Source organism: Peribacillus simplex (assembly GCF_001542915.1).
In the GTDB taxonomy this organism is placed as follows: domain Bacteria; phylum Bacillota; class Bacilli; order Bacillales; family DSM-1321; genus Peribacillus; species Peribacillus simplex_B.
Genome location: NZ_LNNH01000027.1, coordinates 1 through 24,830, shown reverse-complemented (window position 1 = coordinate 24,830; position 24,830 = coordinate 1). Strand labels below are relative to the sequence as shown.

Genomic DNA, 24,830 nt, shown 5'->3' with positions numbered 1-24,830 from the left:
CCCTATTTATATAAAAACTGATTGGCTTGTTACGTGTATGTACTACGTGGTTCATACACCTTATAGATGTACTATACTCGTAATACACCAAACCTGTCAACATTAATTTCCAAGCAAAAACCCCGAATGCAGGGCACTCGAGGTTTTTGCTGCTATTTCAGTGTGTCTATACTATCCTTGACAAATTGTTCAAAGGTAATGGGGGCATGTTCCAATAAAGTATGTAAATCTTTTGTCACCCGCTTCGCGAAACCGATTTTCGCGGTCGTGTAAATCCCCACCATTACGACGATTTTGTCATTACTCATTCCTTTTTTTCGGTATGTTTTCCAGAATTCAAGAATGCTTGGATTCGAATAAGTGAAGCTTTCCCCTGTTATCTCACTGAATATTTCGGCTACCTCTTGATACGACAAGGCTTCGTTTCCAGTTAAGTCATAAGCTTTCCCTCGATGCTCTTCCTGGATCAACGTCTTCATGGCAGCGACACCTATATCACGGACATCGATGAAGCTCGTTTTCCCTTTGCCCGCCGGAACATATATATCATGTTTCTCCCTTAATTCTTCACCATGCTCCGTAAGCAGGTTCTGCATAAAGAAACTCGGGCGCAGAAATGTATAGGGGATATTGGATTCCAAGATGACTTTTTCAATTTTGGCATGAGGGACGATTTTGTTTTTGTCCGCCCCGAGCACGGAAAGAAATACGATGTGTTTCACATTCTGCTTGACCGCCTCTTCTATGAACGGACGAAAATACTTATTAACATCAGCAAGATGCGGAGGGCGCATCAAAAAGACGGAGTCGATTCCCTGTAAAGCCCCGGTAAACGAAGAGGCATCCTCAAAGTTCAAATAACGGTCACCGTGACCGCTTCGATGGCTTGCCGTTACGAACGGAATACCTTCGGATTGCAGCTCCCTCACTACTTCCTTTCCTACGTTGCCAGTCGAACCTGTAATTAAAATCATGTGTTTCACCCTTCCTATGATCGGCAAAAATGGGTATCATGGTGCTAGATTTTCCATGGACGGACTAAAATATGTGACGATATTTATTGAAACAGGTGATGCAGCAGTCGATCTTTATCTTCAAAAAACTGTTTCATTAACAAATAGTGCTCTGTTTCCTCCAGTGCCACTTCATTTATTCCAGACTCTGTAATTTGGAGGATGTTTGCATCTGGATACGCCATGAGGACCGGGGAATGGGTGGAAATGATGAACTGGGACCCTTGATTGACAAGCTCGTTGATCCTGGCGAGCATCGACATTTGCCTTAATGGTGACAAAGCAGCCTCAGGCTCATCAAGGATATACACCCCATTGCCTTGAAACCGCTCTACGAAAGCCGCGAAAAACGATTCACCGTGTGATTGTTGATGCAGCGACTTTCCACCGTAGGAATCAATGATTTTCGGCCCAAGCGCCTCCCTGTCCAGTTCTTCTATATTCGTGGCTACATTATAAAAGGTTTCTGCCCTAAAGAAAAAATGGTCCTGCGGTTTATACACGCCCTTTTTCAAACGGAGGTATTCGTCCAAGTTGGAGTGCGAATCATAATTGGAAAAATTGAAATTCAACGTCCCGCCCTCTGGATTGAAGCCATACGCAATCGCAATTCCTTCAAGCAAAGTCGACTTCCCCATGCCATTTTCCCCGACAACATAGGTTACATTCGGATGGAAAGCCAATTCTCGAAGATGCTTAATAACCGGCAGATTAAGCGGGAAAAAGTCATAAGAAGAAATGCACTCCCGATTCAGGTACATGCCCCTGATGTATTGTGTATCATGATGTAACTTCATCTCAGTCACCTCCCTATTCCAAAAATCTTTTTCAAAAAACTTCTCAGTCACATCCCCAACGTTTCGCCCTTTCATCAATCATCTTGATGAACGCATTCTTCCCGTTGACGTATCCCATGATATCCTCCGGGAATTCGGCAGCCAACTGTCGCTTGAGCTGACTATACGCTTCGGCTTCATCCTGGTGCGCCAGCATATAATCCCGAAAAGCAAGATGCCTGGCAATATCCTCATGACCCGCTTGAAACATATGCACATGATGTGACCGCTCATCCCCGCCTTTACTGAAAAACCTTCGCCCAGCGATGCCATTCTCTCCCCTTGCCTTATAGCCAATCCTTCCCATCGCTTCATTAAAATCAGCGACATGATCGATGTTCCGAACCACTGCCAACATATCTATGACAGGCTTGGCGTGGATGGCCGGAATGGCCGTACTGCCAATATGAGATACTTCCATCAATTCAGCGCCGAATATGTCCCTTAAACGTACGCATTCATCCCCGAATAATACGCGCCACTCCTGCTTATGTGCAACGACCTCGACTCTTCTCATAGAAACCTCCCTTTCCGTCCAACGATGCTGGTCATAGGTTTGGCTTTCGTCTGTGCTTGGTAGCCTGTTCATAGGCATAGGCGAGTTTTATTAATCTCCCTTCACTATAAGCGGTGCCGGCGAAAGTCACCCCAAACGGCCTGCCGCATTTCATGAATCCTGCAGGCATGGCAATGGAAGGATACCCTGCTTTGGCACAAATGGTGGAGCCTATATAAGAAGGAAAAAGAATGGCATCCAAATCATACTTCTTCAAGGTGAAATCAATGCCCTGTTCCTGAGAAAAATAGATGTCTTCCAGTTTGGCATTCAAGTAATCAGGATTTCTTAACGTATTGGTCAGGCTTTCTCTATTTTCCAATTTATTTTGCCCATATTTCAATGCCCGCTCGCCTATGTTCTTATTGAAAGCAATTAATTCCGAAATGGAATGAACCGGTATGTGCGGCGGTAGCTTCGAAAGGAAATGATCCAAGCTAGCTTTTAGCTCATATAAAGAAACGGCCCAGCTCCATTCGCGATTGAATGAAGGTATGTCTATAGCTTCGTTGACGATGGCCCCTTCATCCTTCAAGGTTCGAACAACATCCTTAAATAAGCTTTCGTCAAATTCAGCTGATGCATAAAACTCGTCATGTGCCCGATTGTATACACCGATTTTGGCATTCCTTAACCCGTTTCGATCTAAATATTCCGTATAATCCGATACCAGCCTCCCTGCGCTTTTATGTGTCGCGGGCTCAAGCTCATCCACGCCCGCTAACGTTCCCAATAAAATCGCAGCATCGGTGACGGTTCTTGCCATCGGACCTGCCGTGTCCTGTGAATAGGTGAAAGGGATGATTCCCCTACGGCTCAACAGGCCGACGGTCGGTTTAACCCCCACGACGGAATTGGTTATCGCTGGACTTAAGATGGAGGCGTCCGTTTCAGTGCCTACAGATAATACCGTGAAATTCGCAGCAGCCGCCACTGCCGATCCTGAACTGGACCCTCCCACATAAAGGTTCGCATCCCCATATGGGTTCAATACTTGTCCGCCTCGTGAACTGTATCCCGCCCACATTTCATAAGACATCCCATTCGCCAGCTCGGTCATATTCGTCTTACCGAGGATAACGGCTCCAGCTTCACGAAGCTTTTTAACAAGAAATGCATCCTCGTTGCTGTTATAATTCTCAAGCGCAATCGCCCCGGCACTCGTATGCATCTTATCATTCGTTTCGATATTATCCTTCAATAAAATCGGGATGCCATGCAATGGTCCCCTGGCTCCCTTGGATGCTCGTTCATGATCCAATGCCTCAGCAATGAAGATGGCATCTGGATTGATCTCAAGGATGGAGTTCAGTTTTGGGCCATCTTGATCAAAGTGGGCAATCCGAAACATATAATACATGGTCAGCTCTTTTGCTGTTATGTCTCCTTTTTCCAAGGCGGATTGTATCTCACCTATCGTTAGCTCTTCTTTGAAAAACTCTTTAAATGGTATCGTCATCGACATCGGTCCCCTCTGCTTGCGGATGGGGTACTTCCTCTTTCGCTTTCTTCAGGACAGCTTGGATAAACGGAGCTTTTGCCTCCGTGTAACTCGTCCTGTCATTTGAGTGCTTTTCGGCTAAGTCCTGCTTCAATTGCTGATATTGTTTTCGCACCTCAGGATGTGCGATTAAATAATCCCTGAATGAAAGTTGATCCTTCCACTGGTCGCTTCCGATTTTATAGATATGCAAATGATGGGTACCCGCCCGCCATTGACCCTTTCTAAAAAAACGCCTTTCGGGAAACTCCTTATGTGAGACAAATTCATACCCAATCGACTTCAAGGGCTCGATGAACGGTTCCACCTCGTCCAAGTGCCGGACACCAGCCATCATATCCAACACCGGTTTTGCTGCCAATCCTTTGACGGAGGTACTGCCAATATGCTCCATATATAGACGATGACCGTGTAACACTGTCAGTATCCTCGTTTTTTCCTGCTCGAATTCGCTAACCCATTTCGGGTTATAATCCTCGATGTCGATTTCCAATAAATCCACCTGCTTTTGATAGGATGTAAGCGGTCATTTTTCATCACGCGACCAGTTGACGAGTGGATCCTGAGCACTTGGTTCATAGTAAGTTCCGTCATATATCTTTTCCGCTCCAGTCATTTTATTCGTTCGAATGACGGTGTATCTTCCTTTATCATAGTTCTTCGTAAGATAATAATGCCTCTGAGAAAATCCTTTTGCGGGTCCCGCAAATGTGGATGTATAGTTGGATTCCTCCGGCTTATTCAGGCTCTCCCTCACTACCGCTTGAATATTAAGCGGAGTATACTCAAGCTTGGCATCCATGCGGACGTGGATATCCTTTGTCTCTACCTCTCCTGATGGGACGGATGTTATTTGGATCGTTTCGTGGGTTCTTTCAGAAAATGACTTCGTGACGCTATAAGAATACATGATTTTCATCGAGCTAATATTGCCTTTCATTTTGCTGGCGAAACCAGGCACGGCAAAACTCAAAAGAAAGCTGAGCGATATGCATGCCATTAGCAGGGTAAGCGAAATTTTCTTCATATATCCCCTTTTCTCGACTATGTATTTGTTACCCAACTTCTTCATTCAACCTGTTTCACTTCTTTTGGTATAACCCCAAATTTAGCGATTAAAAAAATGGCTAGGAAGCTAAAACAGCTAAAACTAGTATTCTCGCTTGTAAAGATTCCAGCTGGCATCATCCGTAATCCTAATAAAAGATTCAACATATAAAAAACAAGGAAACCCGCATAAGATAGGCATGCCAAATCGTTTCCGATGACGATTCTCCTGTAAGAAGCATGTCCGTTGCCCTTTCCGCGCCTGATTCTGACGCATTGCCCCATTTGTCTAAAAAGACCATATGTGAAACCAACCATCAAAAAAAACGCAAGCAGATAGTCCATGATCGCTTCCTCCACTTTATCCCTCCTTAATAAAAGGGTCGATCTTAATAAAAATATTAACAATCATTGGAAAATATTTCAATTGAATCTTTTTGAACGATTGATTTAAGTAAATAAAAGTCTCATCTCTCTTTATCTAGTTATATTTTCATTTTTTGAAATAAAGGGTAGAATTGTATTAAATCATATTACTCTAGGGGTCCAGCATGAAAATATTGGTTAAAGCAGTCTTATCATTATGTATGTTTCTTTATCTATTGATCCTGACAAAGCTAATTCTGTTCAAATACATCTCGATCATCGATATCAATGATCATATTCGAATCAATTTCAATGGGCGCTATTGGGGTTCCCATAACTTCATCCCATTTAAAACCATTTTCCAGTACATCTTCGTAGAGAATATCAACACATCCATCCGGATTGAAAACATAGCCGGCAATATCGTTGGGTTCATACCTTTTGGCTTCCTGCTGCCTTTACTATCGAAAAGAATATCGCGGCTTCGATCAATCGTTTTTGCCACATTCGGTTTAAGTTTCACCTATGAGGTTCTTCAGCTTTTATTTGTATTAGGCAGTTTTGATATCGATGATTTAATCCTGAATACGCTTGGCGGGGTTATCGGATACTTGCCGATTAAGCTGGTTCACATCTTCATCAAAACGAAAAACAACCGGCCCATTCGCGACCATGCCCCAGGAAAATGAATGGTTGCCTATTGATTTTCAAGACTCCTCCACTATCCATTTTTATAAGAAAGATGGGAAACCCACTATGTGACGGTTTCCCTTTCTTCTTGAAATAACTCTATCCTTTTTTTAATGGCCATTCCCCTGGTAAATGAGTTGCACGACGCCGGATGCGAACGTTCTTGTATTGACCCATTTCAAATCCACCCTCTGTTTTATATCAATGAACATCGGTTTTCCTTCTCCCAAAATAACAGGGTGGATCGATAATCTGAACTCATCCACAAGCCCTAAATTCATGAAGGTTGTAATGAGGCTGGCTCCGCCATACAGCCAGATGTCTTTACCTGGCTTATTCTTCAATTCATTTACTTTTTCCAAAATATTTTCATTAATGAATATTGCTTGATCATCCGACTTCATTTGTGTTCTGGAAAACACATATTTCTCTTTCCGATGAATCAAATCCCAAATTTCTTTTTCCGCCTCAGCGTCTTGCGTCTCAGGAATATACTGTCCCCATAAATCGTAGCTTTTCCTGCCATATAAAATGGCATCGATTTGATTCAGGAAATTCGTGAACCCCATATCAGGGTCCATGATGCACCAGTCGACTTCGCCATTTTTCCCTTCGATAAAACCATCTAAGGTAACGGCTAAATCTAAAATCACTCTTCTTCGTTTCCCGTCATTGGACATCATTCTTCCTCCTTTTGTCATTCAGATATCGCTTCATCTGCCCCATTGAATGAGCTGCACACTTACCGAACCCGAATATCCGTTCTCATTTAATTATAACAAGTAAGGAGGGACGTATCAAACATCCCCCGTTTCCTATAAGCGAGCCAAAAAATAAAAAAATGGCCCTGAAAGAGCACTTCAAAGCTTCGAAAAAAGAACGACTGATCGCCGACAGGTTTGGACGGTTCGGTCTTAGACGTTTCGTTTCGATGAAGTTACCCAGGGACTGTGCCCCCTCGCTTTTGTGCGAGTGTTTCCCTTGGGCGGCGGGGTCTTCCAGCGGTGTTTCGTACTCCGTTCCAATCGGCTTTGACGAAAAAGCCATAATAAAAAGCCCCCAAATTGGCGGCTCTTATTATAGAAGGGAGTGGATTTTTCCGGCTACCTGCTCATCGATTCAAATCTTCAAATCCGTATTTTTCAAAGGTTTTCATGGCTGCCGGCGTTTGGAGGTAGTCATAGAATTGTTTTGCTTTTTTGGCATGTTTTTGGTCATTGATCAATCCTGCCGGATAGATGATTGGATCGTGCAGATCTTCCTTGGCCGTTGCGACCATCTTAACTTTAGATGAGCTAAGTGCATCCGTTTTATAAACGAGACCAGCATCGACATTTCCCGTTTCCACATATGTGAGCACTTGTCTGACATCCTTGCCGTATACGACTTTGCCTTCAATTTCTTTCCAGAGTTTCATGTTTTCCAATGTTTGTTTGGCATACTGCCCAGCCGGTACAGACTCGGGCGTACCGATGGATATTTTATCTGCCTTGGTGAGGTCTTCGATCGATCCCAATTGCTTATCGGAATCCTTCGGAACGACGAGCACCAGCTTATTGCCGACTAAGTCGATCCCATTTTTCTCATCGATCAGATCTTCATCGACTAATTTTTCGAATTTATCTTCCGCGGCCGAGAAGAACAGGTCCACAGGTGCCCCTTGGGAAATTTGTTGCTGAAGCGCTCCTGAGGCCCCAAAGTTATAATGGACCTTCACATTTGGGTGGTCCTTTTCAAAAGCTGCCTTTATATCCGTTAAAGCATCCTGCAAGCTAACAGCTGCGGAAACCGTCAATTCGACTTGATCGCCGTCTTTTTGCGGCTTGTTTTTCCCTTCATCATTCGAACAGCCCGTACCGATCAGCACAAGCAGCATGATGGCAAAAATCAAGAAATTTAATTTTTTCAAAACCAATCTTCCTTTCACCCTATTTATAACTAGTTATATCTAATTATAACTGTTTATAAATAGTATAAAACGAATTTAGGCTTTTAATCAATCCCCCTTTCTTTGACAATTTACTTTTGAAAGGTCACTAAGCTACAATGTGGAGGGAGGGATGCACATGCACAAAGAGCTATCCTATACAATCGAAGAAGTCGCACAGCTATTGAAAGTATCTAAATTGACGATCTATGATCTTGTTAAAAAAGGGGAACTGCCTGTATTCCGCGTTGGCAGGCAAATGAGGATGGATGCCAAGGACTTGGAGAAATATATCGCCGACAGCAAGTCCCCAGCCTATTCAGCGCCCGAGGCAAAAGATGCCTCCCCCCTTGTCATCAGCGGGCAGGACATGGTGCTGGATTTACTTGGGCAGTACATCGAAAAAAATTCCGGCCATAAGGCATTGCGGTCCCATAAAGGGAGCTTAAACGGACTGATTTCCATGTACAATGGCGAAGCCGATATCGTGAGCTTGCATATGTTCGATGGTGATACAGGAGAATACAATCTTCCTTATATAAAAAAAATCTTGGTTGGTTATCCCTACATTTTGCTTAACCTCCTTTCAAGGAAGGCAGGCTTATACGTAAAAAAAGGGAATCCCTTCAACCTCGCCTCGTGGACGGATTTAACCCATGACAAGCTGACCTTCATCAATAGGGAGAGGGGATCTGGCGCAAGAATCCTCCTTGATGAGCAGTTACGGATCAACAAGATTTCTGCTAAAAGCCTTAAAGGCTATGAAAACGAGGAAACCAACCATTTAAGTGTCGCATCGGCCGTTTCATCCGGGGCTGCGGACGTGGGTGTTGGAATCGAAAAAGCGGCTAAACTGGTTGGCGTCGACTTCGTTCCATTGATAACGGAACGCTACGACCTTGTTATATTAAAAACGTCAACAAACGAGGATCTCATCACTGCCGTCAAAACGATAGTAAACTCGATTCCGTTTCAAGCGGAAATCGATGCTTTAGGTGATTATGATATTTCGCGGACAGGCTCCGTCATTCACGAGACATTTTAAAGAGGAAGGCTACTGCATCAGCGGCCTTCCTTTTTTCTATCCGTGAGATCATCCGATATTAAAGGGCACATTCTTCAATTTCAAACCCCAGATCTTCGATGATGCCCCAATCTGCAGTCGGTTCTTGACCAGCTGTCGTTAAATAATCACCGACAAAAATGGAATTGGCCGCGTAAAGGGCCATGGGCTGCATCGAACGGAGGTTGATTTCACGACCGCCGGCGAGACGGATTTCTTTACTTGGATTAACGAATCTCATCATTGAAATCAATTTCAAGCATGTAGTGGGGGTCAGCTCGGACGTTCCCTCAAGCGGCGTACCGTCAATGGCATTGAGGAAATTACAAGGAATCGAGTCCGCATCCAGACCGCGGAGGGAAAGGGCGATCTCCACGGCCTCCTTTTCGGATTCCCCCATACCGAAAATGGCACCCGAGCATGGTGACATGCCTGCTTCCTTCACGGCTTCGACTGTATCCACCCTGTCCTCATAGGTGTGCGTCGATGTAATTTTGCCGTAGTTTTCCTGTGATGTATTCAGGTTGTGATTATAGCGATGAACCCCGGCAGCTGCCAGCTTCCCGGCATGCTCCTCATTCAGGAAGCCAAGGCAGCAGCAAATCTTAAGATCGGTCGTTCCGCGGATTTCCTTCACGGCTTCAATGACATGATCTATTTCCCTGTTGGTTGGACGCCTCCCTGAAGCAACGATGCAATACGTACCCGCTTTACGGCGGATTGATTCTTGCGCACCCTCGACAATCTTCTCTTTCGTCAGCCACGCATATTTATCGATTGGTGCCTCCGAAACGATCGACTGTGAGCAATAGCCGCAATCTTCGGGACATAAGCCTGATTTCGTGTTGATGATCATATTCAATTTGACCTTATTCCCATAATGATGCCTGCGGATGAGGTAAGCAGCATTCAAGATTTCCAGAACTTCTTCATCCGGGGCTTGTACGATGGATAAAGCCTCTTCGGCCGTCACTTTGTACCCCTTGATCACGCTTTCGGCGAGCACCTTCCAATCAATTGCTAATGTTTCCATATCCAATTCCTCATTTCGTTAACTTTTATAGCGGGCAGCCATCATGTCCCTATCCTCTTTATAGTGGAGCGGATTGCTTTGAACGCAGATATCACGTGATCGATATGTGGCTCCCGGTGTTCGGCCATTAAGGTGAGCCGAATGCGGGAAGTTCCAATCGGCACTGTCGGGGGGCGAATCGCTGGTGCATAAATTCCGTACGTATGTAATTCCTGCGAAAGGAGTGTGGCTTGTTCCGGTTCCCCGCAAATAATGCCGATAATTGGCGTATCCCCCCCTGTCACCGTGTACCCTAAGGAGGTTAATTCGTCATAAAGCCGCCGACTCATGTTTTGAAGGCGCACTCTGCGTTCAGGTTCGGTCAGGATGATATCGACCGCAGCCAATGCACTGGCCACTACACCTGGCGATAATGCGGTAGAGAAAATGAATGGTCTGGCTTCATTTAAGAGATAGTCTATCAACGACTTGCTTCCGGCAATGAACCCACCCTCCGCTCCGATCGCTTTGGATAGTGTCCCCATCTCGATATCCACCTTCCCCTTCAATCCAAAATGCTCGGACGTTCCCCTGCCATCCTTGCCCAGCACACCAGTCGCGTGTGCATCATCCACCATGAGTAAGGAGCCATAACGTTCGGCAAGATCAATGATGCCAGGAAGTGAAGCGATATCGCCATCCATCGAGAAGACGCCATCGGTCACGATCAAGGTTTTCTTGAAGCCCCGATTGCTCTGCAGCTTCATTTCCAAATCGGCTAAATCAGCGTGGCTGTATATCACCGTTTCCGCACGTGATAGACGGCAGCCATCGATGATGCTCGCATGATTCCTTTCATCCGATAAAATGAGATCGCCCTTGCCTACTATGGTCGTCAATACGGCCATATTCGCCATATATCCCGTATTCATCACGATCGCCGCTTCCGTTTGCTTGAATTGTGCCAGTTTTCTTTCGAGGTTCCCATGGATGATGGAATGGCCAGTGGTCAATCTTGAGCCTGTCGAGCCTGCCCCGAATCTTGCGGTCGCCTGTACCGACGCCTCCATCACTCGTTGATCTTGGGCAAGTCCTAAGTAATTATTGGAAGCGAACATCAACATTTTCCGTCCATTCACCAAAGCCTGTCCATCTTCTTTCAGCGTTTCAACCGATTGTAATTGCCGATATAGTCCCTTTTCTTTTAATGCTGCCAGTTCCTGATCCCAAATCATCCTGCATGCTCCTCATCACTCACCGATCGTCCAATCATAAACGAACCTCCCAATCTGGTTATATGTTAACCTAAATATAATATAGTTAACATATTTACGAATAATATCATACAACCACTATATTTTCCAAGCACAAATTCTCACTATTTTCCTTTATCCCCTTTTTAATCGCTACGCATCAAGGTTTTATATGTTAACTAAATAATAAATTAGTTGACATATAAAATATCAATCAGGCAAACTAGTAGTGGGCATTTTGCCTGCCCATTATTTAAAAAAGGAGATGATTGACTTGAAAGCAAGATCGATTTCTTATGTAGCCCTCTTTACTGCGTTAACGGCAATTGGCGCCACCGTTAAAATACCTGTCCCTTACATCCCATTCACACTGCAGATTTTGGCGGTCTACTTGGCAGGCGCATTGCTTGGGCCCCGGCTTGGGTCACTCAGTATATTATGCTACGTCGGGATCGGACTGGCCGGGGTGCCGGTGTTCGCGGAGGGCGGGGGATTGGGGTATCTATTCAAGCCCACTTTCGGCTATTTGCTTGGATATATCCTTGGCGCCTATGTCAACGGATGGCTGATCAACCGCTTCAATCTCTCGGCGATCCGTTCCATTTTCCTTGCCAATGTTGCGACATTGCTGACCGTTTACTTAGTCGGCTGCGTCTGGCTGTATGGAGCAATGAAGTGGATGGCCGAAGCGCCGCTATCCCTTTACCAAACGTTGCTTTATGGTTTCTTCATACCGGCACCCGGTGATTTATTGCTGTGCATACTATGTGCCGTCATCATCAAGCAAGTACGTCCGCGCCTATCAAGATATATCAACGTTAAGGAGCTGAATCATCCATGGGCCAAGCCTACTTTATAACCGGAACCGGAACGGATATCGGGAAAACGATCATCACCAGTGCCCTTTACCTATCCCTTCAAACATTGGGGATAAGCGTCACGATTTTCAAGCCTTTCCAAACCGGAATCAATGTTGAAAATCATACATACCCGGACATTTCCTGGTTCGAGCAAGAACTCGGTGTTAAAAATCCAGGTTTCTACACCCTTGAGCCTGAAACCTCACCGCATTTGGCGATTAAATTGACGGGAAGTCCAATCGATGAGAAAAAAGCCGTGGAAAGGGTCCGTGAGCTTGAGGGCCTGTATGACATCGTTCTCGTCGAAGGTGCAGGTGGATTGGCAGTACCGCTCATTGAACGGGAGGATGATTTCTATATGACGAAGGATTTCATCAAGGATTGCGAGATGCCTGTCCTAATTGTATCGACATGTGGATTAGGTGCGATTCATCAAGTCGTGACGACGCAATCCTATGCCCGCACCCATGATGTTACCGTTAAAGCGATTGCTTATAACCATTACCGGCCTGAGAATCTGATTCATCGCGACAATATCGAAACGATTGAAAAACTGACAGGTCTCAAGCGGCTTGCCTGCCTGCCCACTTTTGCCGATGTCAGAAAAGACTTGAGGACCCAAATCCTTGAACTCCTTGGCGACCAAGGATATATCCAACAACTGAAAGAGGTGTTCCATGCATGAACCATATCGAATTGGAGCAATGGGATAAGGAGTATGTCTGGCACCCATTCACCCAAATGAAAACGTATCGCGAAAGCAAGCCATTAATCATCGAGCGCGGTGAGGGCAGCTACCTGATTGATGTGGATGGCAATCGCTATCTCGACGGCTATGCATCCCTATGGGTGAATGTCCACGGCCATAATGAGCCGGAGCTCAATGGCTCCCTTATTGCACAAGTGAACAAAATCGCGCACTCGACGCTGCTCGGATCTGCCAATGTTCCTTCGATCTTGCTGGCAAAAAAACTGGCGGAGATCACACCCGGACATTTATCCAAGGTCTTCTACTCTGACACGGGATCTGCGGCTGTCGAAATCGCCCTTAAAGTCGCCTATCAATATTGGCAGAATATCGATCCAAACAAGCATCGGCATAAAAACAAATTCGTCTCCCTCGACGAAGCATACCACGGAGATACCGTTGGAGCTGTAAGCGTGGGCGGCATGGACCTGTATCATAGGATCTTCAAGCCCCTCTTATTCGAACGCATCTCCGTCCCTTCGCCACATGCCTATCACATGACCGAATACGGAGATCAAGAAGCGGTGAAAAACCATTGTCTGAATGAATTGGAGAAGCTGCTGCAGCAGCAAGCCGCACAAATTGCCGGATTGATCATCGAGCCGTTAGTTCAAGGAGCGGCAGGCATCATCACCCATCCAGATGGCTTTTTGAAGGAAGTCGAAATGTTATGCAAGCAGTATGATGTCCTTTTGATTTGTGACGAAGTGGCCGTAGGATTCGGGCGTACCGGTACGATGTTCGCCTGCGAGCAAGAAGATGTCGTCCCGGATATCATGTGCATGGGCAAAGGGATCACTGGCGGCTATATGCCGCTTGCGGCGACCATCATGAATGACCGGATTTTCCAATCCTTCCTGGGGGAGCGTGAGGAGCATAAAACCTTTTATCACGGCCATACCTATACAGGTAACCAGCTAGCCTGCGCACTGGCGCTGAAGAACATCGAACTGATGGAGGAGCGCGGACTCATACATGACATCCAGAAGAAAGCCAGGCAGCTTACAAAAAAACTGCAGGCGCTATACGAACTTCCCATCGTCGGCGATATCCGCCAGCGCGGGCTGATGATAGGAGTGGAAATCGTCAAAGACCGCCATACGAAAGAAACGTTCTCGCTTCAAGAGAACGTCGTTTCCGGAATCATCAATAAGGCACGGGGAAATGGCCTGATCATCCGCGAACTTGGCCCCGTCATCACGATGATGCCGATCCTGGCCATGTCGGAAGAGGAATTGAATGCCATGGTCGACACGGTTTACCGCTCGATACAAGAAGTGGCCATCGAAAAAGGATGGCTCCCAGCCGCTCATTGAAAAACCATAAAGAACCGGAACAAGTCCATCGTTCCGGTTTTTTGTGATTCCCCATCCTGCTCCCTATGCCTTGATTAAGCTTCAATCAAACAAAGGAATTACCGGAGGCATCCCCGCTTCTGGCAGGAAATAAATGAAAATGGTGAAACAAATGATGAATAAGGAAAAGATGAATGCCAAGAACGAAACGCCCAAGCTGAATTTCTTGCCTGCCGAATATAAGCTGAGCACCATACTTGCAAACCCAATGATCAAGCAAACGATGGCACCGGCATAAGCGTTCAACTCAGGAAGAATTCCCGTGATGTAAAGCAGGACGAAGGCAATTTGCAGCGATATGCATAGAGCAAGCAGTCGTTTCATGTGTATCTCCTGACGATTTTATATGGAATGATTTGTCTTAACTTCTTTATATATTTTCCATGACTATATTACGGAGCCTTTTTTTTCATTCTAAGGTAAATTCAAACTGGCTACTGCCAACAACATGAACAGTACTTCTCCAAGTGACTCATTGAACAAATTTAAAGGAATTTATTGTCGCTCGCCTTTCCTTATAACAGATGGGAATGCATGGCATCCATGACCTCTTTTTTTGTAATTAGATTCATTACGTCAAGAACATCGGAAAAATCCATCCCTCTAATGGAATAATGGAGGATCGAATTGGCTAACTTTGCTGGGTGATCATATACATCGATTATCCTTCCGATAATCCTTCGTTTCGAAATTAGAAATTCAACATCACCGATACTCCTCTTCCGTATATCTTTTTTTGTTTTATCGATTTCTTCCATCACGTCTGATGGCTTGTTTGTGATTGTGTTTAATAACGAAAAGCAATATCTATTTGAAAATTCGCATTTGACATCGATGCTTCCATCTATTAAACCCTGGCCATGGATTTTCCGCTGAAATTCGGAGGTCCTGCCGAAAAGAATTTCCAACCCGACTCTAATGCTGAATTCCTTACGGATATCGTTATAAGGATTCCCAGCATCATTTCCATAAGTGATTGCATTCCCCCAGAAGAGGACAGATTGAGTGCTATTAATCTGTTCGATTTTCAGGCTCTCTCTTTTGACTGGTATGAATGGCGAAAAACGTTCTTTTTCTTTTACTGGGGAATTTGCAAGCGCACGTTCGATGACGTCATAGACCTCTTCAGGATTTAATTCTCCTATGATGATGATTTTCATATTCTCTATTGAATAGAATTTTTGAAAACACTTCTGCAGCATGCAGGCATCCATTGATTCTATACTTCCTGAATTGCCAATGATCGGCTGTGCCAACCCGCTTTCTCCCCCATATAAATCAGACAATAGATGGGTGTAACAGCTGTTTTTTCTATTACTATGTAATTGCATAAACTCCTGCTTGATGATTTTTTTTTCTTTTTCCACGATGTCCTTTGTTATGGAAATCGACTGGACAAGTTTTAGAATCATTTGAATATTTAATCCAAGCTGTTCCGTACAGGATATGGAAAATGATGTACGTTCGAAATTCGTACTGGCATTTAGAGAAGCCCCTATTTCACCAAATCTATATATGGCGTCGAACTGCACATTTTGTATAATGAGATGCTCTAAAAAATGTGCAGTTCCATAGGGGATTTTCCTATTCCATCCATCCTGAAAATGGCTATCCATCCCTCCAAATCCGACCGATAGGAGAATATAGTTTTCGAGAAAACCTTTTTTATTGACCAATAGAGTGTCCAATCCGTTTATGTTCTTTTTTTCGATATGACTACCAATAACCATGGTTCATCCCTATCCCTCTCCTAAAGTGAAAATGGAATAGCCTTTAAAAACTTGCGCCACTTCCTGGATGTCCTGTAATTCGATGCGATCGATGCAATCAATCATTTCAGTCATGGTCCTAACTTTTCCGCTGATTATCCCATTTTGATGAAAATCAATTAAACTTACGGGGGAGTCTTGAGAAAGCTTGTAACTATTTTTCAATGTTTTGATTGTCGCCTCCAATTCCTCTTGGGTGCAGCCTCCTTCTTTTATCGACTTCATTTCACCAAATATTTTCCTAAGGACCAATTCTTCAGAAGCCGGATCAATGGCCGTTTGGATGAACAGAAGGCCATTGATTGCATCCAATATGCTTATGATCGAATAAGCTGCTTGGAGCTGGTTCCTTACATTCATGAATAACCTCGAGTGTGGGAACCCGCCTAAAAGGCGGTTGAACACCACCAATGCCGGGTATTTTTCGCTTTTCAAGGTTATCCCACCAGTACTGGAACATGCTGTGATTATGGCATGTTTGGACTGGAATTTTTCACAATGATATGTTTTTACAGGGCTTTGCACGGGTGTTGGAGGTATCATGGAACGCTCCGATTCTTCGACTCCTCCGCATAAACAGCTGCTTAATTGTTCCAACACCTCTTCTTCATCAATGTCACCGATAACGTATACATGTATGGGGGCTGTTTGAAGTATCTTTTGGTGGAGATTCCGCAACTTTGACTCATTCCACGTTTCGATATCACCTATCGAACCTACCTGATCTAGATACAATTTTTGTTGATTTCCTTGTAAATATAGAAAACTCTTTTTATACGAATAATGATACGCATTAAAAATCTCATTTTGGATTCTTCGTGAGTGGAGCTTTTTTTCAAGTTCAACGGATTTTTTAGTAATTAATGGCTGGGTTAATAAATCAAGTAACACTGTCAAAATTTCCGGTTTGATCATCTTATGCTTTTGATTATAAAACTTTAGCGATAAACATAAAACCTGCTTATCGCCTTTTTTATCAATGGAGACTCCTAGTTTCGCTCCGTACTCTTCATCCAGCTTTGATTGGATGATAAAGTCATTTCTAAATCGTTCACTTCCATGAAGCAATATGTAGGGCAGTAATGCAGCACCCGTAGTCATTTTCTCATCCAGATCCAAATGGATTCTCACGGCGATCGTCGTTTGAACATACTTCTCCGAAGGCAAAAGATGAAAACTGAAATTCCCTTGCTCCCTTGTGACAAAATCATTTCTCATGTTAACTCCAAGCCTTTATTCTTTTTATTGATATAAACCGATTTTATAAACCTATAGGTTAAAATCAAGCTTATCACCACGAAGGGTATCGATGCGGCTATCAGCAATTTTTTCACGCTTATGAAATGAGATAAATAAGGTAAAAGACCCGTTAACAAGATAAAGAGAATTCCATCCAATGCATCCGCTATCGAAATGACCTTGCCCCTAATGTTATTAGGGGTGGATTGAAGTTCAACATTCAAGAGATTGGAAGGCAAAAACATCGCTATCCATAAAAACAAATATAATATCGGACCTAATATGAGTGGGGAGAAAGCAATGCCGATACTGCTGAATGATAAAATGACTAACGGGACTACAAATCCATATTTAGTTCTTTTCAAGGATAAATATCGTTCTCTCCAAGGAACAGCCAAGTAATTCCCAATTAACATGCCTAAGGCTGCAATGAACCGATAAATCCCGTAATACTTCTCTCCGCCTTGAATCGTGGAATTCAATAAGGGCACTAACAAAACATCTGTGATACTTAGACATCCCCAAACCAAAAAAGAGCCGAAAATCAGGTTTTTTAGAACCGAGTGTTTTTGGATATAGGTAATGCTAGTGCTTAACCCGCTTTGCTCAAGATCGTCACTTTCCTCAGTCCCCTTCATTTGGGCTCGGTCACTATCTTCATTGGCAGTGGGGAGCTTCGTCCATGTTATCATTCCGGCAATGAAAAATGTAACCGCATTGAAAATCAATAAACCGATTACAGTGTCATTTAATAATCCGAAAGCGGCAATAGCTGAACCGATCACTCTGGCTATACTTGTCAATATCCCGATTAGACCATTAGCTAGCCCTAGCTGGTCTTTCTTCACCAATGCAGGAATGCTTGAGGACAGTGCAGGATGATAAGGCAGCTCGATGATCCCAATCAGAAGCGTGATAATAAGGATGATGGTTGTACTATGAGCATTAAAAGCCATTACACATGTCAAAAGAGCCAACAAGAGATTGATGATCGTTAAGGTGAACCGTCTTGAATATTTATCGACTATATTCCCAGCTATGGAAAATAGTAAGAATTGCGGGGCGAAACGAATGATGAGATATAGACCAAAGATGAATATCGACTGTGATAAGGTGAAAATATATGCTGCTAGAGCTATCCCTTGGGCCATATTCCCAAGGGTAGAAAAAGACTCCGATAAGCATAAATAAGTAAACCTTTTTTCATTTAATAATGGTGTGTATTTCTTAAATGGATGAAATAAATGCAATAAGATACCCCCAACTAATTTGGATGCCGTAATGACCATCGATCACTTTCAAGTTTCAATCTTTACTTGGAATCAGCTATAACCAAGTTTTGCATACCATGTACAAGCGCTTCACCATCAGGAGACAATGATGCATGTTCTTCAATCGTTGATAAACCCAATTGCAGCTCTTCGCTGATTCTCTCTATTTCCGATTCCATTGATACTCCCTTGTAAGTGGCCCGTTTTTTCTTCAATAGCCGATAGAAATGCAATACTCTGCAATGGACGAAACATCCATGATAAATACCGTATAACGGCCTTAATTCATCTCTCCATGGTGAAGTGTAAATTGGCTTCATATCGTTAAAAATGTGGGGCCTAGCGCACATGATTGTATTCAATCTATTATGGCTTGCTTCATGAATTAACCATTCAGCAATTTTCACCACAGGTCTTGCAACATGGCAGGCAAAGATGGTTCCATGCACTCGAAAATCGGAAAAGAACGGCAGACCAGGCGGGTTGAAGAATACGATATTCTCTATGTTTCCATCAATCTCGGCAAACATTTCTGGCCAGCTGATCTTGATTAATTGCAACGCTTCTTCAAAGGAGTTATTAATGTCTTCGGACACTACTTCAGTTATTTCCATATTCATGCGCAATTCCGCAGAGGATGCAATGTTCACATATTCCTCAAACCAAAAAACTTCGTTCGTAATGAATGGAAGGGTAAATGCTTTATGAAAGGTATGAACATCGAAACTGTACAGGACATGTTCCACTTCAAAAGTGATGTGGTTATTTTCGCTTATTACCAAGATTTCTTTAGCAGCTTGATTTTCTGTCATGTCCTTCAAGAAAAAAATATCCTTTGGTTTCACGGTAAATCTGAGCCTTAAACTTTCCAGCACAGGATTTACCCTTTTGTTCAATTGTAAGAATATGTGCACAAATCCTTTCCAAATCCAAGTTTGCTTTTCGGTTTCGCCCATGGAAGTGAAATTTTTATACTTTTCAATCCATAAATAAACATATGGCTTATTAAGGACATGATCCCTTTCCGCTGCATCGCAGGTCTTGAGCAGGTCGATTGCCTTTCCCAGCCAATTTAGATTTTCCTCCTTGTTTGATTGAAGGATTAGCTCTAACGCTTTAATATTTCTGAGAGAAAGTAATTGTTTATGAACATCCCTTCCAATATTCGAAGGAGCCGGAGTCAATAAATTCTTAAAATCAATTGTTTTCATCATTTATCCTCCATTTACTGCTTTGGAACCGTTTAGATACTTCCCTTATTGTATTGCAATAGTCTTCCGTTTTCGTATTTTTTCCCAGCTCGACTGTAATTCCCCTAACTTCAGGGAACATTTCAAGGCAAATGACCAACTGATTCCAACTTTGTTCAAATGAGATTTGCCCTTTTTTGGATACGCCACTTGCCCCGATATGAATTTCGGCAATATGGGCCCCTTTTAAGAAGCTTAACAATTCCTCGAATGATTTATTAAAGGCTTTGGCTGTTGCCCATGTATGAGGAATATCGAGAATGATTGGAATATTGGCTTCAATGGAAATCTCTTTCAGTAAGGTATAGTCCTCCAGAACATCGACTCCGCCCCAATCATGATAGCGGGGGCCTAATTCAATGACAAATGGAATTCCATAGGTTTCTTGATATCTTTTTATCCTTCTTATCACTCTATCCTTCAGGTCTTCATCTTTTATCGGAGCAAAAATATAACCGAATTGAAGCCCATCCGTCGTTCCCAAAATTGAAAGGTGCTCGCCTATCCAATGGGCTTCAATTTCCTTGGCTTGATGGAAAACATCCTTTATTATCTTTCTTGTCGGTTCATGTAAATCGGCCAATGGCAGCGTGCTGCAATGAGCGATCTTCTCGAAATTCGATGGCACATTATTAATATTCGATGGGAGGTGCACCTCAATATAGTGGAAGGAAGGATCCAACTCTTTATTTATAAAGTCCAAATATTCCGGAGAGTCTATCCAAGCCACTCCGATCCCTAATCTTTTCCCTGAAATCACTTCATTTGCCAGTTGTGTTTCAGTTTTCATAATATACCTCCTTACACTTCTTCAAATTAGGTAATCTTACCTTATGTATCTCACACCATAGTGCAAAACTATATATATACCAGAACGAGCTCCCCACATCATATAAGCGGGCAGAAGGATTCCTACCTAAAAGGCTTGAGCCATCATTCAGGAATTTATCTAATTCCTCAAAATTGATCACGTCTTTCAGCTGACTTATTTTTAAAAAGTCATAAGCAACCCGTCCTAATTGGCCATGCTTCATCCATATAAATACAGGATGCGGAAACCCGCATTTTGGCCTTTGCTGTATTTCAATGGGGATTCTATTCTTACTGAGACTGCGAAAAAGGCTTTTTTCCTTATCGGGCGACATGGATAGGGCAGCCTGGACAAAATCTTGGTCAAGCAAAGGCACTCTGCACTCCACTGAGGAATTCATGGTCCCAAGATCGACCCGCGGCAGTGCATCAGCTTCTAAATGATAAAAGCCGAAGAGCCGGATCGCATCGCCTAAATTTCCTCCAACAGACATAAATGTTTCAATTTTATGTTTTCTGTCCAGAAAACTTGAATCACTTATATTTTTCCAGACTTGTTCATCCATCCTTAAAAGACTTTTGGTTGTGGCCGATTTCATCCAATGATCGAACCGTTCTATTGAATCGGAATGCAGCCAATCATAGCTTCCGAATATTTCATCGCTTCCTGTGCCGGTAATAACAACCTTTAGGCCTCTTTTTTCTGCCGCTTCGCCTAATGCATAATAAGCGACTATCGTCGGATCCATCGATAATCCGTCTTGGTTGGCTAACGCTTGGGGCAACAATTCAATAAAATCTTTTTCCGTTAAAATCACTTCATGCAGGGGTACATTCAAAAATTCACAGACATACTTACTAAAGGGCACTTCGGAATAAGAGAATTCACCTGTTTTTTCATACCTTAGAGTAAATGCCTCCACCTCGGCTCCTTGCGATACCATTTCTGATAAAACGGTACTAGAATCCACTCCTCCTGAAAGAAACATCCCCATTTTTTGTTTCAGTTCAATTACGCTGGTAATGGCCTTCGTGAAAAGCCTTTCTAAATCTAAGGGCTCGTTTTTTTCATGGACACCTGACATCTTATCTGAAAGGGCCTCTTTATCAAGACTTAATTCGAGAATTTCCCCTGGAGAGACCTTTTTAATGGAATTTATCAAGGTATTGGGTTCAAGCAGGGTATCCCGGTACATGAGATATTCATACACTTGTGCTTCCGTCATTTTGCAATCTTCATCCAAGGCTTTCAACGTATTAAGGAGCGCAGGGAATTCCGAAGCATAGATATATGCGCCAATTTCCGTTTTTGTCCAATATAACGGCTTGATTCCAGGGAAATCACGTGCTAAGAAAAGCTTGTCCGTATACGTATCGAAAGCGGCGATGGCATACATCCCCTTTAATTTCCGCACCCCTTCTTTCCCATACGTTTCAAAAAGCTCTGCCAGGACTTCTGTATCGCATTCCGTCACCCAACAACGGTTCAGCTCATGCCTCAATTGTTGAAAATTATTTAGCTCCCCATTGAAAGTGATAATCCACCGGCCAGAGGAACTTACGAATGGCTGATTCGCTTTTTCACTTGAATCCCTAATCGACAATCTAACTGTTCCCATGACGATTTCATCTAATTCCACAATGCTGCAATCATCAGGTCCTCGATGCTCCATTTCATTTAAACAAGTCTTTACATAGATAGGTTTATTATCTTCCCTTCCAAAAAAACCCGATATTCCGCACATGTTATACCTCCAAATCGAACATGATAATACGCAAATGCATACATGGATATGATATGGCGCACCAAAATAATAAATTTACATACTAGTTTTCATACTGTTTAATTATCTACACGCGGTCCAAGCAGCTGACCTAATACGGCATCCGTCAAGCCGCCGTTCGGATTCGCTTCAAGAAAACCAGGAGCGACAAGTTCTTGCAATTCATTCAATGAAAGTTCTTTATTATCTGAATTAAGTTCGGGATTCTTCTTCGTATTTTTCATATGATCCTTGCCTCCTTCCGAATTAGTTATCAGTACGTGGTCCAAGCAACTGGCCAAGCACGGCATCCGTCAAGCCGCCATTTGGGTTCGCCTCAAGAAAACCGGGAGCAACAAGCTCTTGCAATTCATTCAATGAAAGTTCTTTTTTATCAGTTTGTAAGTCTTGGTTTTTGATTGATTTATCCATAAATATTCCTCCTTTCCACTATGTAGTAACATTTATTATAGATTGGTGCGCCAAATCATATCCATGTACTAAACAAATGATACCTATCGTTTATGGGCAATCAGCTGTTCTTCAATATCCACTGGGTTTGCGCATAGTATTCTGAGTTTTAAAGCGGAAGTTATTATATTCCGCTCACCATCAGTAAGGTTATCCGTTTCATGACCTTCCTCAAAAGAAGCTAAAAGACGATAGTAATCTGAATTTATTCTATAAGTCTTATTTAATGGCGAGATGATATAAAAAGATTCGCATGGCAATAGTTCATGAAAGTCGGCACAGCCCTCAATTACACTCAAGACATCGTATTTCGTTTTCATGATAGTCGCTGAAGTATTCTTATAGAGCTTTCCAACCAAAAAGGAAGTATTTTTGCTAGGCAATTTATAAGAAGCTTTGAATATGGCATATTCCAATTCGAAAAGTTCCACTAGTTTTAGCGGAAGCATCTCCTTATAAGATCTAAGAAAGTAAATGAAAGCAGTCGCCTTTTCTATACCTTTGCCATAGCCCAATGGATGAGGAATGCTGAATTCGATATTCCATAAAAAAGGAGATGAAAAGAATTCGTTAAATACATCCGTTTCCATCAATTCATTATCACTGGAGCATTTTAATTCATCCTTCAACAAGGGAATGCCCATGGAAAACATCGGTATCAAGTGGGCTAGAATCTGTAACCATCTTCCTTTTCTTTCTGAGTGGAACGCACTTACATTTAATTGAAGAAGTTCTTCCTTATTCATTTTTTTTACTGTTCGCTGGAATTTCCCATCCTTGATATCTGGACTCCACTTAGGATCGATGCTCATTTTCACCAGCAAATCCTGTAACGCCAGCTCAGGCTTAACCGTAGTATTCATGTTTAGGCACAGCTCCCTTTGCATTCATTAGTTTTTCTACATCCGAAGTGATTTGGGTTTCACTGGACAGTCTGTCGGTCATTAAGATCAGTGAAGCATCTTCACCTATCAAAAGATCAACCATCTCCCATATTTGATCATCCACACTTTCACAAGCACACGGGATGAAAGCATCACCAGCTTTCCTGACAGCGCTTAACCAAAACATTGATATGGAAGGGTTACTCCTCAGCAATGCGAGGATTTCTTTTTTATACTTCATTCCCCAATTTTTACAGTCCGATAATACCAGTCCCAAATCGATGGATAAAGGAACATGTAAACCGCTTAACTCCGTGATTACCTTTTTATAAAATGACTGGGGGGGCAGTGATAATTGTCTAATGGGATGTAAATAAATCGGAATGTCATGATATTCTTTGAATTCGGAAATCCATGATTGTAAACCCTCGATTGATTGTTGATCCTGATGCTGGAAGCCACCGGGATCCATGAACGAATGATTGATCCCCCACGTTCCAACCTTCAGTATTACTTGATCAATATTCAATTCCGATAACAAGCTTACATAATCGGCTAATAATTTAGAATCTTTGTCGGTATATGGCAATGCTATCGTAGTCTTGATTCCAAACTGGGAATATATCATTCGGGAGGCTCTTTTCGATCTATCAGAAAGGATGTTACTGAATATCACAGAATCGACTGGAAAACCGCCTATAAGTACCCCCTGATCCAGCGCAACATCTGAATCTTCAATGTGCACGATTCGTTTCGTTATTTCGCCCGCCTCCATTTCCTAAAGACTGCCTTTTAATAAAGAAGATAATATTACAAATAAATGGAAAAATCTATATATTTTTGTAAAATGAGGAATTTGGAGTGTTTGCTACGCGGGAAGAGAAAGACATGATGAAAATATCAAAGAGAAAACGGTGCCCATCGCAATGGTTGGGAGTATACATAGGGATGATTGAGGGAAAACGAGGAAGACAGACCGGATTGCATCGTAAAGCTGGATGCTAGGTTCGTTCATAACAAAAAAAGATGACCCGATTAAGGGTCATCCCAGTTTGTAGACAAAAGGGGTTCGGAATTAAAAAATTCCGAACCCCTTTTGAAATTCCTTTGAAATTTTGACCAAAGGTTACGAGATTTGGGCTCTTC

The 24,830-nt window shown here is 43.0% G+C and carries 27 protein-coding genes; 5 read left to right on the top strand and 22 right to left on the bottom strand.

Going from position 1 to position 24,830, the window contains the following annotated elements:
• Nucleotides 1-152: 152 nt before the first annotated feature.
• The 7 genes from AS888_RS13535 to AS888_RS13505 form a co-directional block, all read right to left on the bottom strand.
• Complete coding sequence (locus tag AS888_RS13535) at nucleotides 153-974, bottom strand: SDR family oxidoreductase (protein WP_061142687.1); 822 nt, start codon at nucleotides 972-974, stop codon at nucleotides 153-155.
• Nucleotides 975-1,057: 83 nt separating this feature from the next.
• A complete protein-coding gene (locus AS888_RS13530) occupies nucleotides 1,058-1,810 on the bottom strand; it encodes an AAA family ATPase (protein WP_061142686.1) in 753 nt (250 codons plus the stop codon).
• 43 nt (nucleotides 1,811-1,853) lie between these two features.
• Entirely contained in the window at nucleotides 1,854-2,366 is a 513-nt protein-coding gene (locus AS888_RS13525) for a GrpB family protein (protein ID WP_061142685.1), read from the bottom strand.
• A 31-nt stretch (nucleotides 2,367-2,397) separates the two neighbouring features.
• Nucleotides 2,398-3,864, bottom strand: a complete 1,467-nt coding sequence (locus AS888_RS13520; protein ID WP_061142684.1) for an amidase family protein — start codon at nucleotides 3,862-3,864, stop codon at nucleotides 2,398-2,400.
• A complete protein-coding gene (locus AS888_RS13515; RefSeq protein ID WP_397251782.1) occupies nucleotides 3,848-4,399 on the bottom strand; it encodes a GrpB family protein in 552 nt (183 codons plus the stop codon). The genes AS888_RS13520 and AS888_RS13515 overlap by 17 nt, the downstream gene beginning before the upstream one ends.
• 33 nt (nucleotides 4,400-4,432) lie before the next feature.
• Nucleotides 4,433-4,978: a hypothetical protein gene (locus AS888_RS13510; protein ID WP_061142682.1), complete on the bottom strand. Its 546-nt coding sequence runs from the start codon at nucleotides 4,976-4,978 to the stop codon at nucleotides 4,433-4,435.
• Nucleotides 4,975-5,313: a hypothetical protein gene (locus tag AS888_RS13505; protein WP_061142681.1), complete on the bottom strand. Its 339-nt coding sequence runs from the start codon at nucleotides 5,311-5,313 to the stop codon at nucleotides 4,975-4,977. Before AS888_RS13505 ends, AS888_RS13510 begins: the two co-directional genes overlap by 4 nt.
• A gap of 191 nt (nucleotides 5,314-5,504) precedes the next feature.
• Here AS888_RS13505 and AS888_RS13500 point away from each other — a divergent pair, with 191 nt between their 5' ends.
• A complete protein-coding gene (locus tag AS888_RS13500; RefSeq protein ID WP_061142680.1) occupies nucleotides 5,505-6,008 on the top strand; it encodes a VanZ family protein in 504 nt (167 codons plus the stop codon).
• A 111-nt stretch (nucleotides 6,009-6,119) separates the two neighbouring features.
• Here AS888_RS13500 and AS888_RS13495 read toward each other — a convergent pair whose 3' ends face one another.
• Together AS888_RS13495 and modA are read right to left on the bottom strand one after the other, a co-directional pair.
• The gene (locus AS888_RS13495; protein WP_061142679.1) at nucleotides 6,120-6,689 is read right to left on the bottom strand and encodes a dihydrofolate reductase family protein; all 570 of its coding nucleotides are present in this window, start codon (nucleotides 6,687-6,689) and stop codon (nucleotides 6,120-6,122) included.
• A gap of 431 nt (nucleotides 6,690-7,120) precedes the next feature.
• Nucleotides 7,121-7,918 carry a molybdate ABC transporter substrate-binding protein gene (gene modA, locus AS888_RS13485; protein ID WP_061142677.1) on the bottom strand — a complete coding sequence of 266 codons (798 nt, stop codon included), beginning with the start codon at nucleotides 7,916-7,918 and terminating at the stop codon, nucleotides 7,121-7,123.
• Nucleotides 7,919-8,075: 157 nt separating this feature from the next.
• On the opposite strand from modA, the gene AS888_RS13480 reads away from it, so the two are divergent.
• Nucleotides 8,076-8,981, top strand: a complete 906-nt coding sequence (locus tag AS888_RS13480) for a helix-turn-helix transcriptional regulator (RefSeq protein ID WP_061142676.1) — start codon at nucleotides 8,076-8,078, stop codon at nucleotides 8,979-8,981.
• Nucleotides 8,982-9,039: 58 nt separating this feature from the next.
• Here the strand turns inward: AS888_RS13480 and bioB are convergent, their stop codons facing one another.
• Both bioB and bioF read right to left on the bottom strand, forming a co-directional pair.
• Complete coding sequence (bioB, locus tag AS888_RS13475) at nucleotides 9,040-10,032, bottom strand: biotin synthase BioB (protein WP_061142675.1); 993 nt, start codon at nucleotides 10,030-10,032, stop codon at nucleotides 9,040-9,042.
• A 41-nt stretch (nucleotides 10,033-10,073) separates the two neighbouring features.
• Complete coding sequence (gene bioF, locus AS888_RS13470) at nucleotides 10,074-11,246, bottom strand: 8-amino-7-oxononanoate synthase (RefSeq protein WP_061142674.1); 1,173 nt, start codon at nucleotides 11,244-11,246, stop codon at nucleotides 10,074-10,076.
• A 292-nt stretch (nucleotides 11,247-11,538) separates the two neighbouring features.
• Between bioF and AS888_RS13465 the strand changes: the two genes are divergently transcribed.
• The 3 genes from AS888_RS13465 to bioA are packed head-to-tail and all read left to right on the top strand — an operon-like array spanning nucleotide 11,539 to nucleotide 14,188.
• The gene (locus tag AS888_RS13465) at nucleotides 11,539-12,123 is read left to right on the top strand and encodes a biotin transporter BioY (protein ID WP_061142673.1); all 585 of its coding nucleotides are present in this window, start codon (nucleotides 11,539-11,541) and stop codon (nucleotides 12,121-12,123) included.
• Nucleotides 12,102-12,809: a dethiobiotin synthase gene (gene bioD / locus AS888_RS13460; RefSeq protein ID WP_061142672.1), complete on the top strand. Its 708-nt coding sequence runs from the start codon at nucleotides 12,102-12,104 to the stop codon at nucleotides 12,807-12,809. Before AS888_RS13465 ends, bioD begins: the two co-directional genes overlap by 22 nt.
• On the top strand, nucleotides 12,806-14,188 hold the full coding sequence (bioA, locus tag AS888_RS13455) for an adenosylmethionine--8-amino-7-oxononanoate transaminase (RefSeq protein ID WP_061142671.1): 1,383 nt from the start codon (nucleotides 12,806-12,808) through the stop codon (nucleotides 14,186-14,188). Before bioD ends, bioA begins: the two co-directional genes overlap by 4 nt.
• An 81-nt stretch (nucleotides 14,189-14,269) precedes the next feature.
• Here the strand turns inward: bioA and AS888_RS13450 are convergent, their stop codons facing one another.
• From AS888_RS13450 to AS888_RS13410, 11 genes are all read right to left on the bottom strand, one after another.
• Nucleotides 14,270-14,551, bottom strand: a complete 282-nt coding sequence (locus AS888_RS13450) for a hypothetical protein (RefSeq protein WP_061142670.1) — start codon at nucleotides 14,549-14,551, stop codon at nucleotides 14,270-14,272.
• 191 nt (nucleotides 14,552-14,742) lie between these two features.
• Nucleotides 14,743-15,957 (bottom strand): M16 family metallopeptidase, encoded by a 1,215-nt coding sequence (locus tag AS888_RS13445; protein WP_061142669.1) that lies wholly within the window; start codon nucleotides 15,955-15,957, stop codon nucleotides 14,743-14,745.
• Between the two features lie 9 nt (nucleotides 15,958-15,966).
• On the bottom strand, nucleotides 15,967-17,214 hold the full coding sequence (locus tag AS888_RS13440; protein ID WP_061142668.1) for a M16 family metallopeptidase: 1,248 nt from the start codon (nucleotides 17,212-17,214) through the stop codon (nucleotides 15,967-15,969).
• The gene (locus AS888_RS13435; RefSeq protein WP_061142667.1) at nucleotides 17,211-18,485 is read right to left on the bottom strand and encodes an MFS transporter; all 1,275 of its coding nucleotides are present in this window, start codon (nucleotides 18,483-18,485) and stop codon (nucleotides 17,211-17,213) included. The genes AS888_RS13440 and AS888_RS13435 overlap by 4 nt, the downstream gene beginning before the upstream one ends.
• A gap of 62 nt (nucleotides 18,486-18,547) precedes the next feature.
• Nucleotides 18,548-19,717, bottom strand: a complete 1,170-nt coding sequence (locus AS888_RS13430; protein WP_061142666.1) for an aKG-HExxH-type peptide beta-hydroxylase — start codon at nucleotides 19,715-19,717, stop codon at nucleotides 18,548-18,550.
• On the bottom strand, nucleotides 19,704-20,546 hold the full coding sequence (locus AS888_RS13425) for a multinuclear nonheme iron-dependent oxidase (RefSeq protein WP_061142665.1): 843 nt from the start codon (nucleotides 20,544-20,546) through the stop codon (nucleotides 19,704-19,706). The genes AS888_RS13430 and AS888_RS13425 overlap by 14 nt, the downstream gene beginning before the upstream one ends.
• Complete coding sequence (gene asnB, locus AS888_RS13420) at nucleotides 20,536-22,311, bottom strand: asparagine synthase (glutamine-hydrolyzing) (RefSeq protein ID WP_061142664.1); 1,776 nt, start codon at nucleotides 22,309-22,311, stop codon at nucleotides 20,536-20,538. Before asnB ends, AS888_RS13425 begins: the two co-directional genes overlap by 11 nt.
• Before the next feature lie 98 nt (nucleotides 22,312-22,409).
• The gene (locus AS888_RS25765) at nucleotides 22,410-22,574 is read right to left on the bottom strand and encodes a hypothetical protein (protein WP_155645491.1); all 165 of its coding nucleotides are present in this window, start codon (nucleotides 22,572-22,574) and stop codon (nucleotides 22,410-22,412) included.
• Between the two features lie 22 nt (nucleotides 22,575-22,596).
• Nucleotides 22,597-22,761: a hypothetical protein gene (locus AS888_RS25760; RefSeq protein WP_155645490.1), complete on the bottom strand. Its 165-nt coding sequence runs from the start codon at nucleotides 22,759-22,761 to the stop codon at nucleotides 22,597-22,599.
• Nucleotides 22,762-22,844: 83 nt separating this feature from the next.
• Nucleotides 22,845-23,663, bottom strand: a complete 819-nt coding sequence (locus AS888_RS13415; RefSeq protein ID WP_061142663.1) for a hypothetical protein — start codon at nucleotides 23,661-23,663, stop codon at nucleotides 22,845-22,847.
• Nucleotides 23,647-24,429: a hypothetical protein gene (locus AS888_RS13410; RefSeq protein ID WP_155645489.1), complete on the bottom strand. Its 783-nt coding sequence runs from the start codon at nucleotides 24,427-24,429 to the stop codon at nucleotides 23,647-23,649. The genes AS888_RS13415 and AS888_RS13410 overlap by 17 nt, the downstream gene beginning before the upstream one ends.
• Between the last annotated feature and the right edge of the window lie 401 nt (nucleotides 24,430-24,830).